Annotated in this window: 14 protein-coding genes; 5 read left to right on the top strand and 9 right to left on the bottom strand. The window is 63.7% G+C overall.

Annotation, left to right across the window (positions count from 1 at the left end; all coding sequences use genetic code 11):
* The first annotated feature begins 1 nt into the window (after position 1).
* Complete coding sequence (panB, locus tag SB772_RS13845) at positions 2-817, top strand: 3-methyl-2-oxobutanoate hydroxymethyltransferase (RefSeq protein WP_410833813.1); 816 nt, start codon at positions 2-4, stop codon at positions 815-817.
* 102 nt (positions 818-919) lie between these two features.
* Here panB and pabB read toward each other — a convergent pair whose 3' ends face one another.
* The 5 genes from pabB to grpE all read right to left on the bottom strand — a co-directional run bounded on the left by pabB (position 920) and on the right by grpE (position 7,419).
* The gene (pabB, locus tag SB772_RS13840; RefSeq protein WP_410833812.1) at positions 920-2,806 is read right to left on the bottom strand and encodes an aminodeoxychorismate synthase component I; all 1,887 of its coding nucleotides are present in this window, start codon (positions 2,804-2,806) and stop codon (positions 920-922) included.
* Between the two features lie 25 nt (positions 2,807-2,831).
* Positions 2,832-3,974, bottom strand: a complete 1,143-nt coding sequence (dnaJ, locus tag SB772_RS13835; RefSeq protein WP_410833811.1) for a molecular chaperone DnaJ — start codon at positions 3,972-3,974, stop codon at positions 2,832-2,834.
* Between the two features lie 267 nt (positions 3,975-4,241).
* Positions 4,242-6,203 (bottom strand): molecular chaperone DnaK, encoded by a 1,962-nt coding sequence (dnaK, locus tag SB772_RS13830; RefSeq protein WP_410833810.1) that lies wholly within the window; start codon positions 6,201-6,203, stop codon positions 4,242-4,244.
* A 152-nt stretch (positions 6,204-6,355) separates the two neighbouring features.
* Positions 6,356-6,793, bottom strand: a complete 438-nt coding sequence (locus SB772_RS13825) for a thioredoxin family protein (protein ID WP_410833809.1) — start codon at positions 6,791-6,793, stop codon at positions 6,356-6,358.
* Between the two features lie 35 nt (positions 6,794-6,828).
* The gene (grpE, locus tag SB772_RS13820; protein WP_410833808.1) at positions 6,829-7,419 is read right to left on the bottom strand and encodes a nucleotide exchange factor GrpE; all 591 of its coding nucleotides are present in this window, start codon (positions 7,417-7,419) and stop codon (positions 6,829-6,831) included.
* Between grpE and SB772_RS13815 the strand changes: the two genes are divergently transcribed.
* Positions 7,418-7,651 (top strand): hypothetical protein, encoded by a 234-nt coding sequence (locus tag SB772_RS13815; protein ID WP_410833807.1) that lies wholly within the window; start codon positions 7,418-7,420, stop codon positions 7,649-7,651. The two genes, grpE and SB772_RS13815, sit on opposite strands and share 2 nt — an antisense overlap.
* Before the next feature lie 157 nt (positions 7,652-7,808).
* Positions 7,809-7,970: a hypothetical protein gene (locus tag SB772_RS13810; protein ID WP_165848039.1), complete on the top strand. Its 162-nt coding sequence runs from the start codon at positions 7,809-7,811 to the stop codon at positions 7,968-7,970.
* On the opposite strand, the gene SB772_RS13805 is transcribed toward SB772_RS13810, so the two are convergent.
* From SB772_RS13805 to hrcA, 3 genes are all read right to left on the bottom strand, one after another.
* The gene (locus tag SB772_RS13805) at positions 7,942-8,349 is read right to left on the bottom strand and encodes an RNA-binding S4 domain-containing protein (RefSeq protein WP_410833806.1); all 408 of its coding nucleotides are present in this window, start codon (positions 8,347-8,349) and stop codon (positions 7,942-7,944) included. The genes SB772_RS13810 and SB772_RS13805 overlap by 29 nt on opposite strands.
* A gap of 7 nt (positions 8,350-8,356) precedes the next feature.
* Positions 8,357-9,427 (bottom strand): ferrochelatase, encoded by a 1,071-nt coding sequence (hemH, locus tag SB772_RS13800; protein WP_410834001.1) that lies wholly within the window; start codon positions 9,425-9,427, stop codon positions 8,357-8,359.
* A 165-nt stretch (positions 9,428-9,592) separates the two neighbouring features.
* A complete protein-coding gene (gene hrcA, locus SB772_RS13795; protein WP_115103794.1) occupies positions 9,593-10,612 on the bottom strand; it encodes a heat-inducible transcriptional repressor HrcA in 1,020 nt (339 codons plus the stop codon).
* A gap of 315 nt (positions 10,613-10,927) precedes the next feature.
* Here hrcA and SB772_RS13790 point away from each other — a divergent pair, with 315 nt between their 5' ends.
* On the top strand, positions 10,928-11,830 hold the full coding sequence (locus SB772_RS13790) for an NAD kinase (RefSeq protein ID WP_410833805.1): 903 nt from the start codon (positions 10,928-10,930) through the stop codon (positions 11,828-11,830).
* 64 nt (positions 11,831-11,894) lie between these two features.
* Positions 11,895-13,565 carry a DNA repair protein RecN gene (recN, locus tag SB772_RS13785; RefSeq protein ID WP_410833804.1) on the top strand — a complete coding sequence of 557 codons (1,671 nt, stop codon included), beginning with the start codon at positions 11,895-11,897 and terminating at the stop codon, positions 13,563-13,565.
* A gap of 41 nt (positions 13,566-13,606) precedes the next feature.
* Here the strand turns inward: recN and glnE are convergent, their stop codons facing one another.
* Positions 13,607-16,399: a bifunctional [glutamate--ammonia ligase]-adenylyl-L-tyrosine phosphorylase/[glutamate--ammonia-ligase] adenylyltransferase gene (gene glnE / locus SB772_RS13780; RefSeq protein ID WP_410833803.1), complete on the bottom strand. Its 2,793-nt coding sequence runs from the start codon at positions 16,397-16,399 to the stop codon at positions 13,607-13,609.
* Between the last annotated feature and the right edge of the window lie 142 nt (positions 16,400-16,541).

Here is a 16,541-nt window from a genome sequence, read left to right as displayed (position 1 = left end):
CATGACCTATTTGCAGGAAGCGAGCCGCAACGCCGTCACCGTGCCGAAACTGCAGGCGATGCGCGATGCCGGCGAGAAAATCGCCATGCTCACCTGTTACGACGCGAGCTTCGCCGCGCTGCTGGATCGCGCGGGTGTCGACGTGCTGCTGATCGGCGACTCGCTCGGCAACGTGCTGCAAGGCCAGACGACCACCCTGCCGGTCTCGCTCGCGGACATCGCGTACCACACGGCGAGCGTGGCGCGGGCTCGGCCGTCGGCGTTAGTGGTCGCCGACTTGCCGTTCGGCACCTATGGCACGCCGGAGGATGCCTTCAGAAGCTCGGTGGAATTGATGCGCGCGGGCGCGCAGATGGTGAAGCTCGAAGGCGGCGAATGGCTCGCGGACACGGTGCGCTTTCTGGTCGAGCGTTCGATCCCCGTGTGCGCGCACGTCGGCCTCACGCCGCAATCGGTGCATGCGTTTGGCGGCTTCAAGGTGCAAGGCAAAACCGAAGCGGGCGCGAGCCAGTTGCTGCGCGATTCGCTCGCCGTGCAGGACGCCGGCGCGCAGCTGATCGTGATGGAAGCGATTCCGACGCTGCTCGCGAGCGAAGTCACGAAGCAACTGCGGATTCCGACGATCGGCATCGGCGCCGGGTTGGACTGCTCGGGTCAGGTGCTGGTGCTGCACGACATGCTGGGAATCTTCCCCGGCAAGCGGCCGCGCTTCGTGAAGGATTTCATGCAGGGGCAGCCGAGCATTCTGGCTGCTGTCGAGGCGTATGTGCGGGCGGTGAAGGACGGCTCGTTTCCCGGGCCGGAACACACGTTCTGACCACCTCAACAGTGAATCGGACTGGTATGACACATTTGCACCCGTTTTGAGAACAGTCCGATATCGCTGTTAAACGCTATCAGCGCGCAGTCCGCAGCCCCTTCAGTCCATCAGCTTTGCCGGTACCGCACCTCGCAGTGCATTGCACACCAGAAGCGCCTCGGCGTTCCGCACGTCGGTTCGAGTCAGCACACGCTCGGTGGCGTGAAGGTCGGCGTCCTCGAGCAGCACACCCCGCATGATCCCGGGCAATACGCCCGACTCCAGCGGCGGCGTCCACCAGCGCCCCGCCACTTTCACGAACACATTCGACCGGCCGCCTTCGGTCAACTCGCCTCGCTCGTTGAAGAACAGCGTGTCGAATGCGCCTTTCGCCTCGGCCTCGCGCCAGCCGCGATCGTATTCCGCGCGACGGGTGGTTTTGTGACGCAGCAGCGGATCATTCGCTTCGGTTGCGGCAAAACCGTGGTCAACTGCCAGCAACACGCCGACAGTTGGCTCGGCTAGCGGCGCCAGCACTGCAGCGGTTATGTGCGCCATTCCGTTTTTGTTCAGTGCAAGACGCACGCGGTGCGGCGTTTGCTTCGACAGCGCCGCGCATTTCTCCGCGAGCGATGTACGGATTTCATGCTCGTCGAATTTGAAGCCCAGCGTCGCGGCGCTGCCCGAGAGCCGCGCGAGATGGCGCGAGAGGTGCCGCACGCCGTCCTCCCGGGTCGCGTACATCGTTTCGAACAGTTCGAAACCCGGCTCGGCACCGGTCAGAAAACGGGCCTTCAATTGGCACTCCGCATATTCGTCGGCAGCAACGCTATCGAGCACGATGCCCGCGCCGACGCCCATCGTGCCATGGCGCTCGCCTTCCTGGGTGGCAGCTTGCAACGCCAGCGTACGGATCGCGACCGACAGGCAGAAGTCGCCGCATGAGCGATCGCTCGCATGAGCGGCAGGTGCGTCGAGCCAGCCGAGCGCGCCGGTGTAGAGACCACGCGGCGTGCTTTCGAGCGAGTCGATCAGTTGCATCGTGCGATGCTTCGGCGCGCCGGTAATCGAGCCGCAAGGAAACAGCGCCCGTATGACGTCGGCAAACGACGTATGCGCACGCAATGTCGCTTGCACGGTCGATGTCATCTGCCACACCGACGCATACGGTTCGACCGAAAACAGCGCGGGTACGCTGACCGAGCCTGTCTGCGCCACGCGTGACAGATCGTTGCGCAACAGATCGACGATCATCACGTTTTCGGCGCGGTTTTTCGGATCGTTGGCGAGAAACCCGGCGGTGTGCCGGTCCTCCACCGGATCATCCGAGCGCGGCGCCGTGCCTTTCATCGGCCGGGCGCGCAGCGTGGCGCCCTCCTTCTCGATGAACAATTCCGGCGAACACGACAGCACCCAGTCGTCGCCCGGCAACGCGATCAGCGCGCCGTACCGCACCGGCTGACGGGCTCTCAAGCGCCGATAGAGTGCCGTCGGCGAGCCGAATACATCGAAACCGAGCCGATACGTGTAGTTGACCTGATAGGAATCGCCCGCGCGCAGGGCGGCATGAATGGCATCGATCGCTTCGTTGAATTGCGCTGGGTCGACGCTTGCACGCACGTTCGCCGTACCCGCCACCGACGCCTCAGCCGCGCCACCGTCAAGCTGCACGAGCCACGCATCGACCTCCTCGCGCGACAGCTTCGCGCAACGGTCGAACAATAAAAAACGCAGCGTGGCATCGCCACGCTGCGTTTTTTTCAACCCCGAACTGAGGACGTCCCCGAGTGCGAGATTCCGGCCGAACTCATAGTCGGCGAGCACAACGGCATGCAAACCACGCTGCGTTTGCGCGAGCACGGCTTCACACACGGCTTCGAGTTGCGCGGCGCTCGTACAAACCCGCTCGTGCACAAACCCCGTGTACAGACGACTCGAACGGCGCGCCGCCGTCGCGCCGCAATCGTCGAGCAACGCGAAAACTGCGCCGCGCTCATCTGCCGTCATGCTTACCGCCAACTTCAAACCGCCATTAATCGAAGAAGCTCTTCACCCGGTCGAACCAGCTCTTGCTTTGCGGGCTATGCCGAGCGCCGCCTTCCACCAGCGCCTTCTCGAACTGCTGGAGCAACTCGCGCTGCGACTCGGTGAGCTTGACCGGCGTTTCGACTTGCACGTGCACGTACAGATCACCGGCAATGCTCGAACGCAGCCCCTTGATGCCCTTGCCACGCAGACGGAACGTCTTGCCCGACTGCGTGCCTTCCGGCACCGTGAAGCTGGCGCGGCCGGCAAGCGTCGGTACTTCGATTTCGCCGCCGAGGGCCGCCGTCGTGAAAGGAATCGGCATCTGGCAATGCAGATCGTCGCCGTCGCGCTCGAACACCGAGTGCTGCTTGATATGGATCTCGACGTACAGATCGCCCGACGGACCGCCATTGATGCCCGGCTCGCCGTTGCCGGCCGAGCGGATGCGCATGCCGTCGTCGATACCTGCCGGGATCTTCACTTCCAGTGTCTTGGTTTCCTTCACCTTACCCGCGCCGTGGCAATGCACGCACGGTTCAGGAATGTAAGTGCCAGTACCGTGACACTTCGGGCAAGTCTGCTGGATGCTGAAAAAACCCTGCGACATCCGCACCGAACCCGAACCGCTACAGGTCGGGCAAGTTTCCGGCTTGGTGCCGGGCTTGGCGCCCGAACCGTGACAGATTTCGCACGATACCCAGCTCGGCACGCGAATCTGCGTGTCGTAGCCGTGCGCGGCCTGTTCCAGCGTGATTTCCATGCTGTAGCGCAGATCGGCGCCGCGATACACCTGCGGGCCCGCGCGGCCGCCACCGCCGCGTGCGGCGCCGCCGGCCGCCTGACCGAAGATGTCGCCGAAAATATCGCCGAACGCATCGGCAAAGCCGCCGAAGCCTTGCGCACCGGCTCCGCCCATATTCGGATCGACGCCCGCGTGGCCGTACTGGTCGTACGCAGCACGCTTTTGCGAGTCCGACAGCATTTCATAGGCTTCCTTCACCTCTTTGAAATGCTCTTCCGCATCCTTGTGGTCCGGATTGCGGTCGGGGTGGTGCTTCATCGCAAGCTTGCGATAAGCCTTCTTGATTTCGTCGTCGCTCGCGTTCTTTGCGACGCCCAGAACCTCGTAATAATCCCGTTTCGCCATATCGGTTCAACGCCACTCGCGCAATGCGGCGCGGTGGCTCCTCTTGAATGCTGGAGTCTCACGACTCGTCCGGCCGTTGTTCGCCCCGCTTTCAAGCGGCTCAAACAACACCCTCCATAAAACAAATGTGCCCGGAGAGCCCAAAAGGCTCGCCAGGCGCGATAACCGCTCTTGCACGTTCATGTCGCCCGAACGGGCGCATTCCCTTGTGCAGCCGGGCCGCACACATCGCTGTGTGCGGCTTTACGGTCGAATTGCGACCTGGCTTTAGTCTTTCTTCACTTCCTTGAACTCGGCGTCGACGACGTCGTCCTCCTGCTGGTGGCTCGCGCCACCAGCCGAAGCCGATGCGCCCGCACCTGCCGCACCCGCTGCCGCAGCCTCGGCACCTTGCGCAGCCTGCATGTCGGCGTACATCTTCTCGCCCATCTTCTGCGAGGCGGTCGCCACCACTTCGATCCTGGCTTCGATCGCGGCCTTATCGCTCGAACCGCTCTTCAGCGTTTCTTCGAGGTCCTTCAGCGCGGCTTCGATCTTGTCCTTCTCGCCGGCTTCCAGCTTGTCGCCGTATTCGGCGAGCGCCTTCTTGGTGCTGTGGACCAGCGCGTCGCCCTGGTTGCGGGCATCGGCCAACTCACGCAGCTTGTGATCTTCTTCCGCGTTCGCTTCGGCGTCCTTCACCATTTTTTCGATTTCGGCTTCGGACAGACCCGAGTTCGCCTTGATCGTGATGCGGTTTTCCTTGCCGGTTGCCTTATCTTTCGCGCCGACGTGCAGAATGCCGTTCGCGTCGATGTCGAAGCTCACTTCGATCTGCGGCGTGCCGCGCGGTGCCGGCGGAATGCCTTCGAGGTTGAACTCGCCCAGCAGCTTGTTGCCGGCTGCCATTTCGCGTTCGCCCTGGAACACCTTGATCGTCACGGCGCTCTGATTGTCGTCAGCCGTCGAATAGACCTGTGCGTGCTTGGTCGGGATCGTGGTGTTCTTGTTGATCATCTTCGTCATCACGCCGCCGAGCGTTTCGATGCCGAGCGACAACGGGGTCACGTCGAGCAGCAGAACGTCCTTGCGGTCGCCCGACAGAACCTGACCTTGAATCGCGGCGCCAACGGCCACGGCTTCGTCCGGGTTCACGTCACGGCGCGGATCCTTGCCGAAGAACTCCTTGACCTTTTCCTGCACCTTCGGCATACGGGTCATACCGCCGACCAGAATCACGTCGTCGATTTCGCCGACCTTCACGCCTGCGTCCTTGATGGCCACGCGGCACGGTTCGATCGTGCGTTCGATCAGCTCTTCAACCAGCGCTTCCAGCTTCGCACGCGTGATTTTCAGGTTCAAGTGCTTCGGACCCGACGCGTCGGCCGTGATGTACGGCAGGTTGATTTCGGTTTGCTGGCTCGACGACAGCTCGATCTTCGCCTTTTCAGCCGATTCCTTCAGGCGTTGCAGCGCGAGCACGTCTTTCGACAGATCGACGCCTTGTTCCTTCTTGAACTCGCCGATGATGTAATCGATGATGCGCTGGTCGAAGTCTTCGCCGCCGAGGAACGTGTCGCCGTTGGTGGACAGCACTTCGAACTGCTTTTCGCCGTCAACATCCGCGATTTCGATGATCGAAATATCGAACGTGCCGCCGCCCAGGTCATACACCGCGATCTTGCGGTCACCCTTCTCGTTCTTGTCGAGGCCGAATGCGAGCGCGGCTGCGGTCGGTTCGTTGATGATCCGCTTGACTTCCAGACCGGCGATGCGGCCGGCGTCTTTGGTCGCCTGGCGCTGGCTGTCGTTGAAGTACGCGGGAACCGTAATCACCGCTTCGGTGACCGGCTCGCCGAGGTAGTCTTCAGCGGTCTTCTTCATCTTGCGCAGCACTTCAGCCGAGATTTGCGGCGGAGCCAGCTTCTGGTCGCGCACTTCGATCCATGCGTCGCCGTTGTCGGCCTTCATGATCTTGTACGGCATCAGGCCGATGTCTTTCTGCACTTCTTTTTCTTCGAAGCGGCGGCCGATCAGGCGCTTGACAGCGTACAGCGTGTTCCTCGGGTTCGTAACCGACTGACGCTTGGCAGGCGCGCCGACGAGAATCTCGCCGTCTTCCATGTAAGCGATGATCGACGGCGTGGTGCGCGCGCCTTCCGAGTTCTCGATCACCTTGACCGAATTGCCTTCCATGATCGCCACGCACGAGTTGGTCGTGCCGAGGTCGATGCCGATGATTTTGCCCATTTTTACTAATCTCCTGACTTTGATCGCTGCGGGAAGCGCCTTTTTGCCCATCTGGCGGTAAGGCACTCCGCCCTCAATTCATACCTGCACTCAACATAAGTGCGTCCGCATCGTTTTCAAGACCTCTTTTACGATGCGGTCTTTAATTTTTTTCAATCGCTCGAACTTTTGCCGGTTTTGTCGCTACCTGGCGCACCGCCGCCGGCTGTAGCCGCCCGGATTTTTTCCCGCGCGGCCGCGACCGCCGCCTCGAACTGCCCAAGACCGTGCCAGCCGGTTGCCCGGCCGAGCCGCTTGCCCCGGTGGAAGAAGAACCATGTGGGCACGCCGTGAAGCATGAAACGGCGGCCCAGTTCGCGGTGCTCGTAGACGTTGCTGTGAAACCATCTGAGACCGAGCGCGCGAATCGCGTCCGGCTGCGCCAGCATTGCCTTTTTCGCGATCTCGCAGTTGAAGCAGTCGAGACCCCAGAAAAACACCACGGCCAGTTCATCCCCAGCCTCGGCCAGCCTGGCGTCGAACGACTCGGCGCTGAGTTCCACCATGTCGAACGCGGCAAACGCGGTTGCGTCGACGGGAATGTTGGCCATCACGGTGCGCGCCAGGGCGAAACGGTTTGTAACGCTTACTTCGGTGCCGCGACAGTCACGAGCGCCGGACGCAGAACGCGGTCGGCGATCACGAAACCCTTTTGCAGCACGGCGACCACCGTGTTCGGCTCCTGATCGGCCGGCACCATCGAAATAGCCTGATGGCGGTGCGGATCGAACTTCTCCCCGACCGGGTTCAGGGCGACGACGCGGCCCTTCTCCAGCGCGCCGGTGAGTTGGCGCAGCGTCAGTTCGACGCCCTCGCGGACCTTCTGCAGGTCGTCGGACGAGTGGGCAACCGCAGCCTCGAGGCTGTCGACCACAGGCAGCAGGTGCTCGGCGAAGCTTTCGATCGCGAACTTATGGGCCTTGGCTACATCTTCCTGAGCGCGGCGGCGCACGTTTTCGGTCTCGGCCTTGGCCCGCAGGAAGCTCTCCTGCAACTCCGCGATCCTCGCCTGGGCTTCGGCCAGCGCGGCCTCTATGTCCACTGCCGGCGAATCGGTGGCAGCAGCGGCGGTTGCCGCCGCGTCCTGCTGGGACGCTGCGGCCTCGGCGGCCTGGCGCTCGGTTTCGTCGGCGGGCGTGGGATTCTGGCTCGTCGGGTTCTCTTGCGTGTTTTCCATGTCGCTGAAAGTCGTCAAAAAAGTAAAAGCCAACGGTGGCGGCATCGAGCGAAACTGGCGCAGTTTGTGCGTTGCAAAAACGCGACAAGCAGCCGCCGCGCGCTACCGCGTATCGAGACGACAGATGGGGCCTGAAACAACCATTTCAAGCGGCTCGCCCGGAACTTTTCGAACCACCGATATGCGGCAGAAATGCCCGGTTACAACCATTATCGTGCCGCAATCAGATTGAGATTGAGTGCGCCCGACAAGTGGCCTATGCTCCATTAAAGCATCGGAAAAGACGCGTTAACCCTAATCTGATGCAAGCCTTTCCGACATTTTTGCAATTCCACCTGATTAGCCCGTTTCTATCGTGCATGTTCCTGCATGTTCCTGAGGGGAGTACCGTGAAACTGACCTTTGCAATATCGGTGGTCGCATTGGTACTGATAGCGGGCACCACGACCATCTGCATGTCCGGCGCCGTCAACGATCACACCACCGAGTACGGCGGTGTGCATGCGACGATGGAACAGCTGTTCAATCCCCACCTGAAAATTTGTCGATAATGCGCCGATCGCGTTTGGTCGGCCTGCCGTGCAAAACGGCGGCCGGCTCGCGATATGTCTTGCGCCGCTCCTGCTCGACCTGCCGCTTCACCTTGCTCTCTTCGGTTTCCGCATAAAGCGTCTGCGCGACGCTCGCCGGGCCACGCACGTCGCACACGCCCAGCACTTCCACCTGCCAGACCATCCGCTCGATCTCGATTTCGACCAGGTCGCCGACACGCACGTCCTTAGCCGGCTTGACGCTGGCGCCGCCGATGCGCACGTGCCCTTTGTCGACCGCATCCGCCGCGAGCGAGCGGGTCTTGAAGAAGCGCGCTGCCCAGAGCCATTTGTCGATGCGCAGCCTGGCGCCCGGTTCGGTTGAAACCCTGTAATTCATGAGTTACCTACGCCCCTGCCGTATGCGGCACAGGCACCGCCTGCACCGGCCAGCCTTGCAAATTCTGCGCGACGATCTCGCCTAATGCGGCAATCCATGCCTGCGAGGCGTTCACGCAGGGAATCCGGTGAAATTCCTTGCCGCCTGCATGCAGGAACTCGTCGCGCCCTTCCATGCCGATTTCCTCAATCGTTTCAAGGCAATCGGCGGTGAAGCCCGGACAGAACACGTCAGCCCGCTTCACTCCGGCCGAGCCCAGTTCCTTTAGCGTCGGCGCGGTGTACGGCTGCAGCCATTCGGCGTTGCCGAAACGCGACTGGAAGGTAATCCGGCATTCCACCGGCGTGAGTTCCAGCGCGTGCATTAACAATGCGCCGGTTTGCTGGCACTGCTCGTGGTACGGATCGCCGAGGTCGAGCGTGCGCTTGGGCACGCCATGAAAACTGAGTACCAGCCTGTCGCCCGCCGCGAAATCCGGGCGGCCGTGCTGATGCCAGTAATGGTGCACCTGCGCGGCCAGCGCGGCGATGTATGCCGGATGATCGGCATACTGGCGCACCGTGCGGATTTCCATTTGATTGCGCATCCGCTTGAGCGCTGAAAAAGCAGCGTCGAAAGCCGTGGCCGTGGTCGACGACGAATATTGCGGATACATCGGCACCAGCAGCACGCGCTCGGCGCCCGCGAGCTTCAACTGGTTCAGCATGGACGGAATGCCGGGCGTGCCGTAGCGCATCGCGTAGTCGACCAGCACCGTGTAGTCGTTCAATTGCAGCAGATGGCGCAAACCTTCCACCTGCTTCTCCGTGTACACACGCAGCGGCGAGCCTTCGGGCATCCAGACCGCCGCGTACTTCCTGGCCGACGCACGGCCTCGGGACGGCAGAATCAACAGCCGCAGGATCACCTGCCAGATCAAAGCGGGAATTTCGACCACGCGCGGGTCGGACAGGAACTGCGCCAGATAGCGGCGAACCGCGCGCGGCGTCGGCGCGTCGGGCGTGCCGAGATTGATCAGCAGCACGGCGACACGGTGCGACGTGGCGTTCTGCGAAGGCCGCTCGAGGTCGAAGCGCATAGGCAACAGGGATATCCGCTTGAGGCGGAAAGTCGGTTTCAGGTGGGATTCATTATAGCGGCGCGGTCCATTGCGGGGTTTGCCAGGACACCCTGGCCATTCGGCCGATTGGCAAGCCGCGCGCCGTCGCGCATCATTTGCGGCATGAACCGCGGTAGCCAATGCTTATTGCTGGCTGAGGGTCAGCGAAAGCAGGCGGGCGGTGATGTCGACAATCGGAATCACACGGTTGTAGGCCATGCGAGTCGGTCCGATCACGCCGAGCGTGCCGACGATCTTGCCGTTCACCTCGTACGGCGCGGTGACGACGCTCATTTCCTCGATCGGCACGAGATTCGACTCGCCGCCGATGAAAATCTGCACGCCCTGGGCGTGACTCGACACATCGAGCAACTGAAGGAGGCTGGTTTTTTGGTCGAACACATCGAACAGCTTGCGCAACCGCGCCATGTCCGACGACAGGTCGGCGACCTCGAGCAAATTGCGTTCGCCGGAGATCAGCACGGTCTCGCCGGTGTCGGATTCGTCGGTGCTGGCCGTGACGGCGGCATGCATCAGCGTGGTCATGTCGCCGCGCAGCTCGTCGATTTCTTCGCGCAGGCGCCGGCGCACGTCGTCGAACGACAGGCCCGCAAAGTGTGCATTGATGTAATTGGAGGCTTCAACCAGTTGCGACGGAGAGAAGTCGCGCTGGGTCGCCATGATGCGGTTTTGCACGTCGCCTTCGGGGGTCACGATGATCAGCAGGATGCGCTTGTCGGACAGGCGCATGAACTCGATCTGCTTGAACACGTGGCTGCGCCGCGGCGTCAGCACCACGCCGGCGAACTGCGACAGGTTGGACAGCACGCTGGCCGCCGCCGCGACGATTTTCTGCGGCTCGCCGGCCTGCAGCGTAGTCTTCACGGTACGGGTAACGGCCTCCTCGTCGGCGGCGGATTCTACGGTCAGCATGGTGTCGACGAACAGCCGGTAGCCGCGCGGCGTAGGAATGCGGCCCGCGGAAGTGTGCGGACTGATCACGAGCCCCAGGTCCTCGAGATCGGACATCACGTTGCGGATCGTCGCCGGACTCAGTTCGAGGCCGGAATAGCGTGACAACGTCCGCGAGCCGACCGGCTGACCTTCGGCGATGTAGCGCTCGATCAGCGTTTTGAGGAGGGTTTGTGCGCGGGGATCTAGCATGACGGAAAATTTTAGCTCAATGACACGACTATCGCGAGCGCTAACGGCGCCGACCGCGCCAGGCACTGCCCAGCGCGCCGCCGGTTGGCGGCGCGGCGCTTTGCATCGGCTCCGGCACTTCGCCCAGCGCCTTGCCAGCAGCCCTTCCGGCCAATCCACCCGTGGCACGCTGCCAGGCCACATCCCGCACACGTGTCATCAAGGCTTCACCATTCTAACGATAATCGTGCAACGCGCTGGCAGGCCACGTTGGCCGGCCCGTTACCGGGTCTGTCTGCGGTTCTTTTCAAACCCTACCTATGGTGTAATGCCGGCATGCAAGTGACCAGCCAGTTCAAGACCGTCGCGCTCGTCGGGCGCAGCAATACGCCGGGCATCGGCGAGCCGCTGACCGCGCTCGCCTCGTGCATCGCGAGGCGCGGCTTCGACGTCGTGTTCGAAGCGGAAACCGCCGCCGAAATCGGCGTCACCGACTATCCGGCGCTGCGTCCCGCCGAGATCGGCGCGCGCGCCGACGTCGCGGTGGTGCTCGGCGGCGACGGCACGATGCTCGGCATCGGCCGCCAGCTTGCGCCGTACCGCACGCCGCTGATCGGCATCAACCACGGGCGGCTCGGCTTCATCACCGACATCCCGATCTCCGACATGAGCGAGATCGTGCCGCAAATGCTGTCCGGCAACTTCGAACGCGAAGAACGCATGCTGCTCGAGGCACGCATCATGCGCGGCGGCAACCCGATCTACCACGCGCTGGCCTTCAACGACGTGGTGGTCAACCGCAGCGGCTTTTCGGGGATGGCGGAGCTGCACGTGTCGGTGGACGGACGCTTCATGTACAACCAGCGTTCGGACGGCCTGATCGTCGCCACGCCCACCGGTTCGACCGCCTACGCATTGTCGTCGCAAGGGCCGATCCTGCATCCGCAACTGCAAGGCATCGTGCTGGTGCCGATCGCGCCGCACGCGCTGTCGAACCGGCCGATCGTGCTGCCGGACGACTCGAAGGTCAGCATCCAGATCGTTTCGGGCCGCGAAGTGAACGTCAATTTCGACATGCAGTCGTTCACCTCGCTCGAACTGAGCGACACGATCGAAGTGCGCCGCTCGCGTCATACGGTGCCGATGCTGCATCCGGTCGGCTATAGCCATTACGCGACGCTGCGCAAGAAGCTGCACTGGAACGAATACCCGTCGCACGAAGAAGATTGCGAGCCCTGAGCGGACCCGAACCAACCGGCATGACCGCCGCGGCCAGAAACTTTAAGCTCATCAGACGACCTCCATGCTTCGCCACCTCTCGATACGCGACTTCGTCATCGTCGCCGCGCTCGATCTCGAATTCGACAGCGGCTTCACTGTTTTCTCCGGCGAGACCGGCGCCGGCAAGTCGATCCTGATCGACGCGCTGGCGCTCGCGCTCGGCGCACGCGCCGACGCGAGCGTGGTGCGCACCGGCGAGAGCCGCGCCGACATCACCGCCGAGTTCGAGACGCATGCGCAAGTCGAGCAATGGCTCGACGAACAGGCGCTCGGCGCAGCGGCCGATGACGGCCATCACGGCGGCACCGTGATGCTGCGGCGCGTGGTGGATGTGAACGGCCGCTCGCGGGCGTTCATCAACGGCACGGCGGCCACGCTCACGCAGTTGCGTGAAGTCGGCGAGATGCTGGTGGATATCCATGGGCAGCATGCGCACCAGTTGCTGATGCGCCCGGACGCGCAACGCGAGCTGTTCGACACGCACGCCGGTCTCGCCGAAACCGCGGCAACCGTGACGCGTGCGTGGCGCACGTGGCGCGACAAGGTTCAGGCCGTCGAGCACGCGCAAACCCGCGACCGCGAATTGCAGCTCGAACGCGAGCGCCTCGCCTGGCAGCTCACCGAACTGGACAAACTTGCGCCGCAGCCGGGCGAGTGGGAAGAGGTCAACGCCGAGCACCGGCGCCTGTCGCATTCGGCCAACCTGATCGACGGCGTGCAAGGCGCGCTCGGCGCGCTGTCCGAATCGGACGAGGCGATGATCACGCATCTGGCCTCGATCGTCTCGAAGGTGCGCGACCTCGCGGAGATCGACCCGACGCTGAACGACGTGCTGGCCGCGCTCGAACCGGCCGAGATCCAGTTGCAGGAAGCGGCCTATTCGCTGAGCCACTACGCGCAAAAGCTCGAACTCGATCCGGACCGGCTCGCGCAGGTCGAAAAACGGCTCGACGCATTGCATTCGGCGGCACGCAAATTCCGTTTGCAGCCGGAAACGCTGCCTGAAGAACACGAAGCGCGCCGCGCGCAACTCGCCGCGCTCGACGCCGCAGCCGACCTCGACAGCCTCCACACGGCTGAAGCCAAGGCCAAGGAAGATTTCCTCACCGAAGCGAAGAAGCTGTCGAAGGCACGCGCCAAGGCCGGCAAAGCGCTGGGCGCGGCGGTCACGACCGGCATGCAGGAACTGTCGATGAAAGGCGGCAGCTTCGAAGTCGCGCTGGTGGCGCTACCTGAAGGTGGCGCGCACGGCCTCGAACAGGTCGAATTCCGCGTCGCCGGTCATGCCGGCGTGCCGTTGCGGCCGCTTGCGAAGGTGGCCTCCGGCGGCGAACTGGCGCGGATCAGCCTCGCATTGGCCGTGATCGCCAGCGCGGCAAGCCCCACGCCGACCTTGATCTTCGACGAAGTGGATACCGGAATCGGCGGCGGCGTCGCGGAGGTCGTCGGCCGTTTGCTGCATCAACTCGGTCGGGCGCGCCAGGTGCTGTGCGTAACGCACTTGCCGCAAGTGGCCGCACGCGGCGATCATCATTTCCAGGTGGCGAAAGCGGGCAACGGCCAAGGCGGCACGGTCAGCAGCGTGACCTCGCTCGACCGGGCGAGCCGCGTCGAAGAAGTCGCACGAATGCTCGGCGGCCTGGAGATCACCGCGACCACCCGCAAACACGCGAAGGAAATGCTGGCGGCTTAAGCGCAAGCGGCCGGGAGATCGTCCCGGCCAGCCACGCGCCTTCAGCCGAACACCCGCTTCCACAACGCGAGCACCGCCTCGCGCTCGCTTGCCACCGAAGCAGGCTCGACCCGCGCCTTCTCCATCCCGTCCAGACGCAGCTTGTGCTGCAACTTCCGGTAGGTCCGATACGCCGCGCCAACCGTCTCAGCTTCCGCTTCGCTCATCAAGCCGAAGCGCGACACTTCGCGCAGCAACGCAATGTTGCCGGTATTGCGGATCAGCTCCGGATCGCTCGCCGCGTGCAACAGCACCCAGTACTGCACGGTGAATTCGATATCGACCATCCCGCCGCGGTCATGCTTCAGGTCGAACAGCACCGTATGGTTCGGATGTCCGGCCTCGACGCGTTCGCGCATTTCGGCAATTTCCTTCGCGAGCGGTGCGGCCTCACGTGGCGTCGTCAGCACCTGTTCGCGGATCGCTTCGAATTTCGCGCCGATATCGGCGTCGCCTGCGCAGTAACGCGCCCGGCTCAACGCCTGATGCTCCCAGACCCACGCGGTGTTGGCGGCGTCGCCTTCGCGCAGCTGATAGCGGCGGAACGCATCGAGATCGGTGACGAGCAGGCCTGACTCGCCGTTCGGCCGCAGCCGCAAGTCGACGTCGAACAAGGTGCCCGCGCCGGTCGCGGTCGTCAGCCAGGTGATCAGGCGGCGCGTGTAGGCCGCATAGACGTCCGCGGCGGCATCGTCGGGATCTTCGTAGAGAAAGATCACGTCGAGGTCGGACGCGTAGCCCAGTTCCTTGCCGCCCAGTTTGCCGTAGGCGATCACCGCGAAGCGCGGCACCTCGCGATGACGTTTGGGCAACTGCTTCCAGACGGCTTCGAGCGTCACGTCGAGCACGGCGTCGGCGAGTTCGGACAGCCGGTCGCTCACATGTTCGACGCTCAGCTTGCCAGCGAGATCGATCAGCAGGATGCGGAACACCTCGGCCTGATGCGCGTGGCGCAGCAGGTCCATCTGCTGTTCGACGCCGTCGGCGGCGGCCAGGCGCAAGCGCAGCGTGCGCTTGAACTCGGGCCAGTCGAACGGACTGGAGATCGCTTCGTCGTCGAGCAGTTCGTCGAGCAATTGCGGGTGGCGAATCAGATAGCCGGCGGCCCAGCGCGAACCGCCCAGCACCGACAGCACCCGATGCAGCGCCTGCGGATATTCGGTCAGCAGCGCCAGATACGCGCCGCGCCGGCTCACCGCTTCGAGCAGGTCGAAAAAGCGCGCCACCGTGTCGCCGCGCCGCTCGGCCGGCTCCAACGTCCGCGCGGCCTCCAGCGCGCGCTGCGCGACGATGTCGAAACGCTGCCGGCTGCGCTCCGCCAGCCCCGCGTAACGCGACGACTGCCACACCGCGCGCAGCCGCGCCAGCAGATCGCCCGGCTCGGCCACGCCCAGTTCGATCAGGCGCGCCTGCAACGCTTCGTCCGCGCTGTCGTCGGCGAGCGCGCTGCTCCAGATCCACACCGCCGCGCCGTCCTCCGGTGCGCCGCAGCCGTCGCGGCCGCTCACCTTGTCGGCGAAAATCTGGTCGAACTGCCGTTCGACGAATTCTCGGTGGGCGTCGAGCTTCGCCATGAGCGCCGCGTAGTCGTCGCAACCCATCGCGCGAGCGAGCGCCACGCGTGCTTCGGGATCGACCGGCATCGCATGGGTCTGTGCGTCGTTGCGGTATTGCAGACGATGTTCGAGTTCGCGCAAGAAGCGGTACGCCTGCGAAAGCTTCACGCAGACCGTCGTGTCGATCAGCCCGTGCGTGGCCGCGTGCCGCAGCACCGCGAGCGTCGGCCGCACGCGGAAACCGGCGTCCTGGCCACCACGGATCAGCTGGAACACCTGCGCGCTGAATTCGATTTCGCGAATGCCGCCGCGGCCCAGCTTGATGTCGTCGGCCTTGTCGGGCCGCATCGACGCACGGCGCTGCGCCTCCTGGCGAATCTGCAGATGCAGCGCACGAATCGCGCTGATCACGCCGAAATCGAGGTAACGGCGATAGACGAACGGCGTGACAATCGCGTCGAGCTGCTTCTGCAACCGCTGCGCGGCATCGCTCGCACCCTCGGACACCAGCCGCCCCTTGATCCACGCATAGCGCTCCCACTCGCGGCCCTGCACGTAGAAATACTCTTCGAGCATGCCGAGACTGCACACCAGCGGCCCCGAATCGCCATTCGGCCGCAAGCGCATATCGACGCGAAACACGTAACCGTCGGCGGTCACTTCCGCCAACGCGCCGATCAACCGCTTGCCGAGACGCGTAAAAAAATCCTGCACGGCGATCGGCGAACGCTGACCACCCGCGGTCTCACCGTCCTCCTCATAAATGAAGATCAGGTCGATATCCGACGACACGTTCAGCTCACGCCCGCCCAGCTTGCCCATCCCGACCACGCCCAAAGCGAGCCGCTCGCCTTGCGGTCCGCGCGGCTCGCCGTAAAGCACTTCGAGTTCAGCGGACAACACCGCCAGCGCGCGCTGGATCGTCGTCTCGGCCAGATCGGTCATGGCACCGGTGACTTCGGCGACATCCGCCTCGCCGGCCAGGTCGCGCTCCATCACGGCGCAAAACACCTCGGTCCGCAATTGGCGCAAGGCCCGTTTGAGTGCGTCCTCGCTCAGCACGCCGCCCGCCGCTTCGGTCGCCTCGGCACACAGCACGTCGAAACGCGCGTCGATGCGCTCGCGCGTGAGCGGTGCGGACGCCAGCGCCGCCACCTGCGCCGCGAGTTGCGGACGGGCCGCTGCAGCGCGTGCCGCGTAGTGTGAATAGCTGGAACTCAGGAGAATGGCGTCAGTCATCAAGGGTCTGGCTCGCTCGTTGCTTTACAGGCGTTGTTCAGTTCGCTGCAGCACAGGGGTCCGCCGGCCTCGCGCAAGTCGCGAGACGGCATGCAGACAGGGTTTGCCGGAGGTCCGCCGACCTTATCCCGTGTGTTACATT

Origin of the sequence: Paraburkholderia sp. SIMBA_030, assembly GCF_046535245.1 — a bacterium.
Classification (GTDB): Bacteria; Pseudomonadota; Gammaproteobacteria; order Burkholderiales; family Burkholderiaceae; genus Paraburkholderia.
The sequence above is the reverse complement of the archived record's forward strand: the minus strand, read 5'-3'. Positions and strand labels throughout refer to the sequence as shown.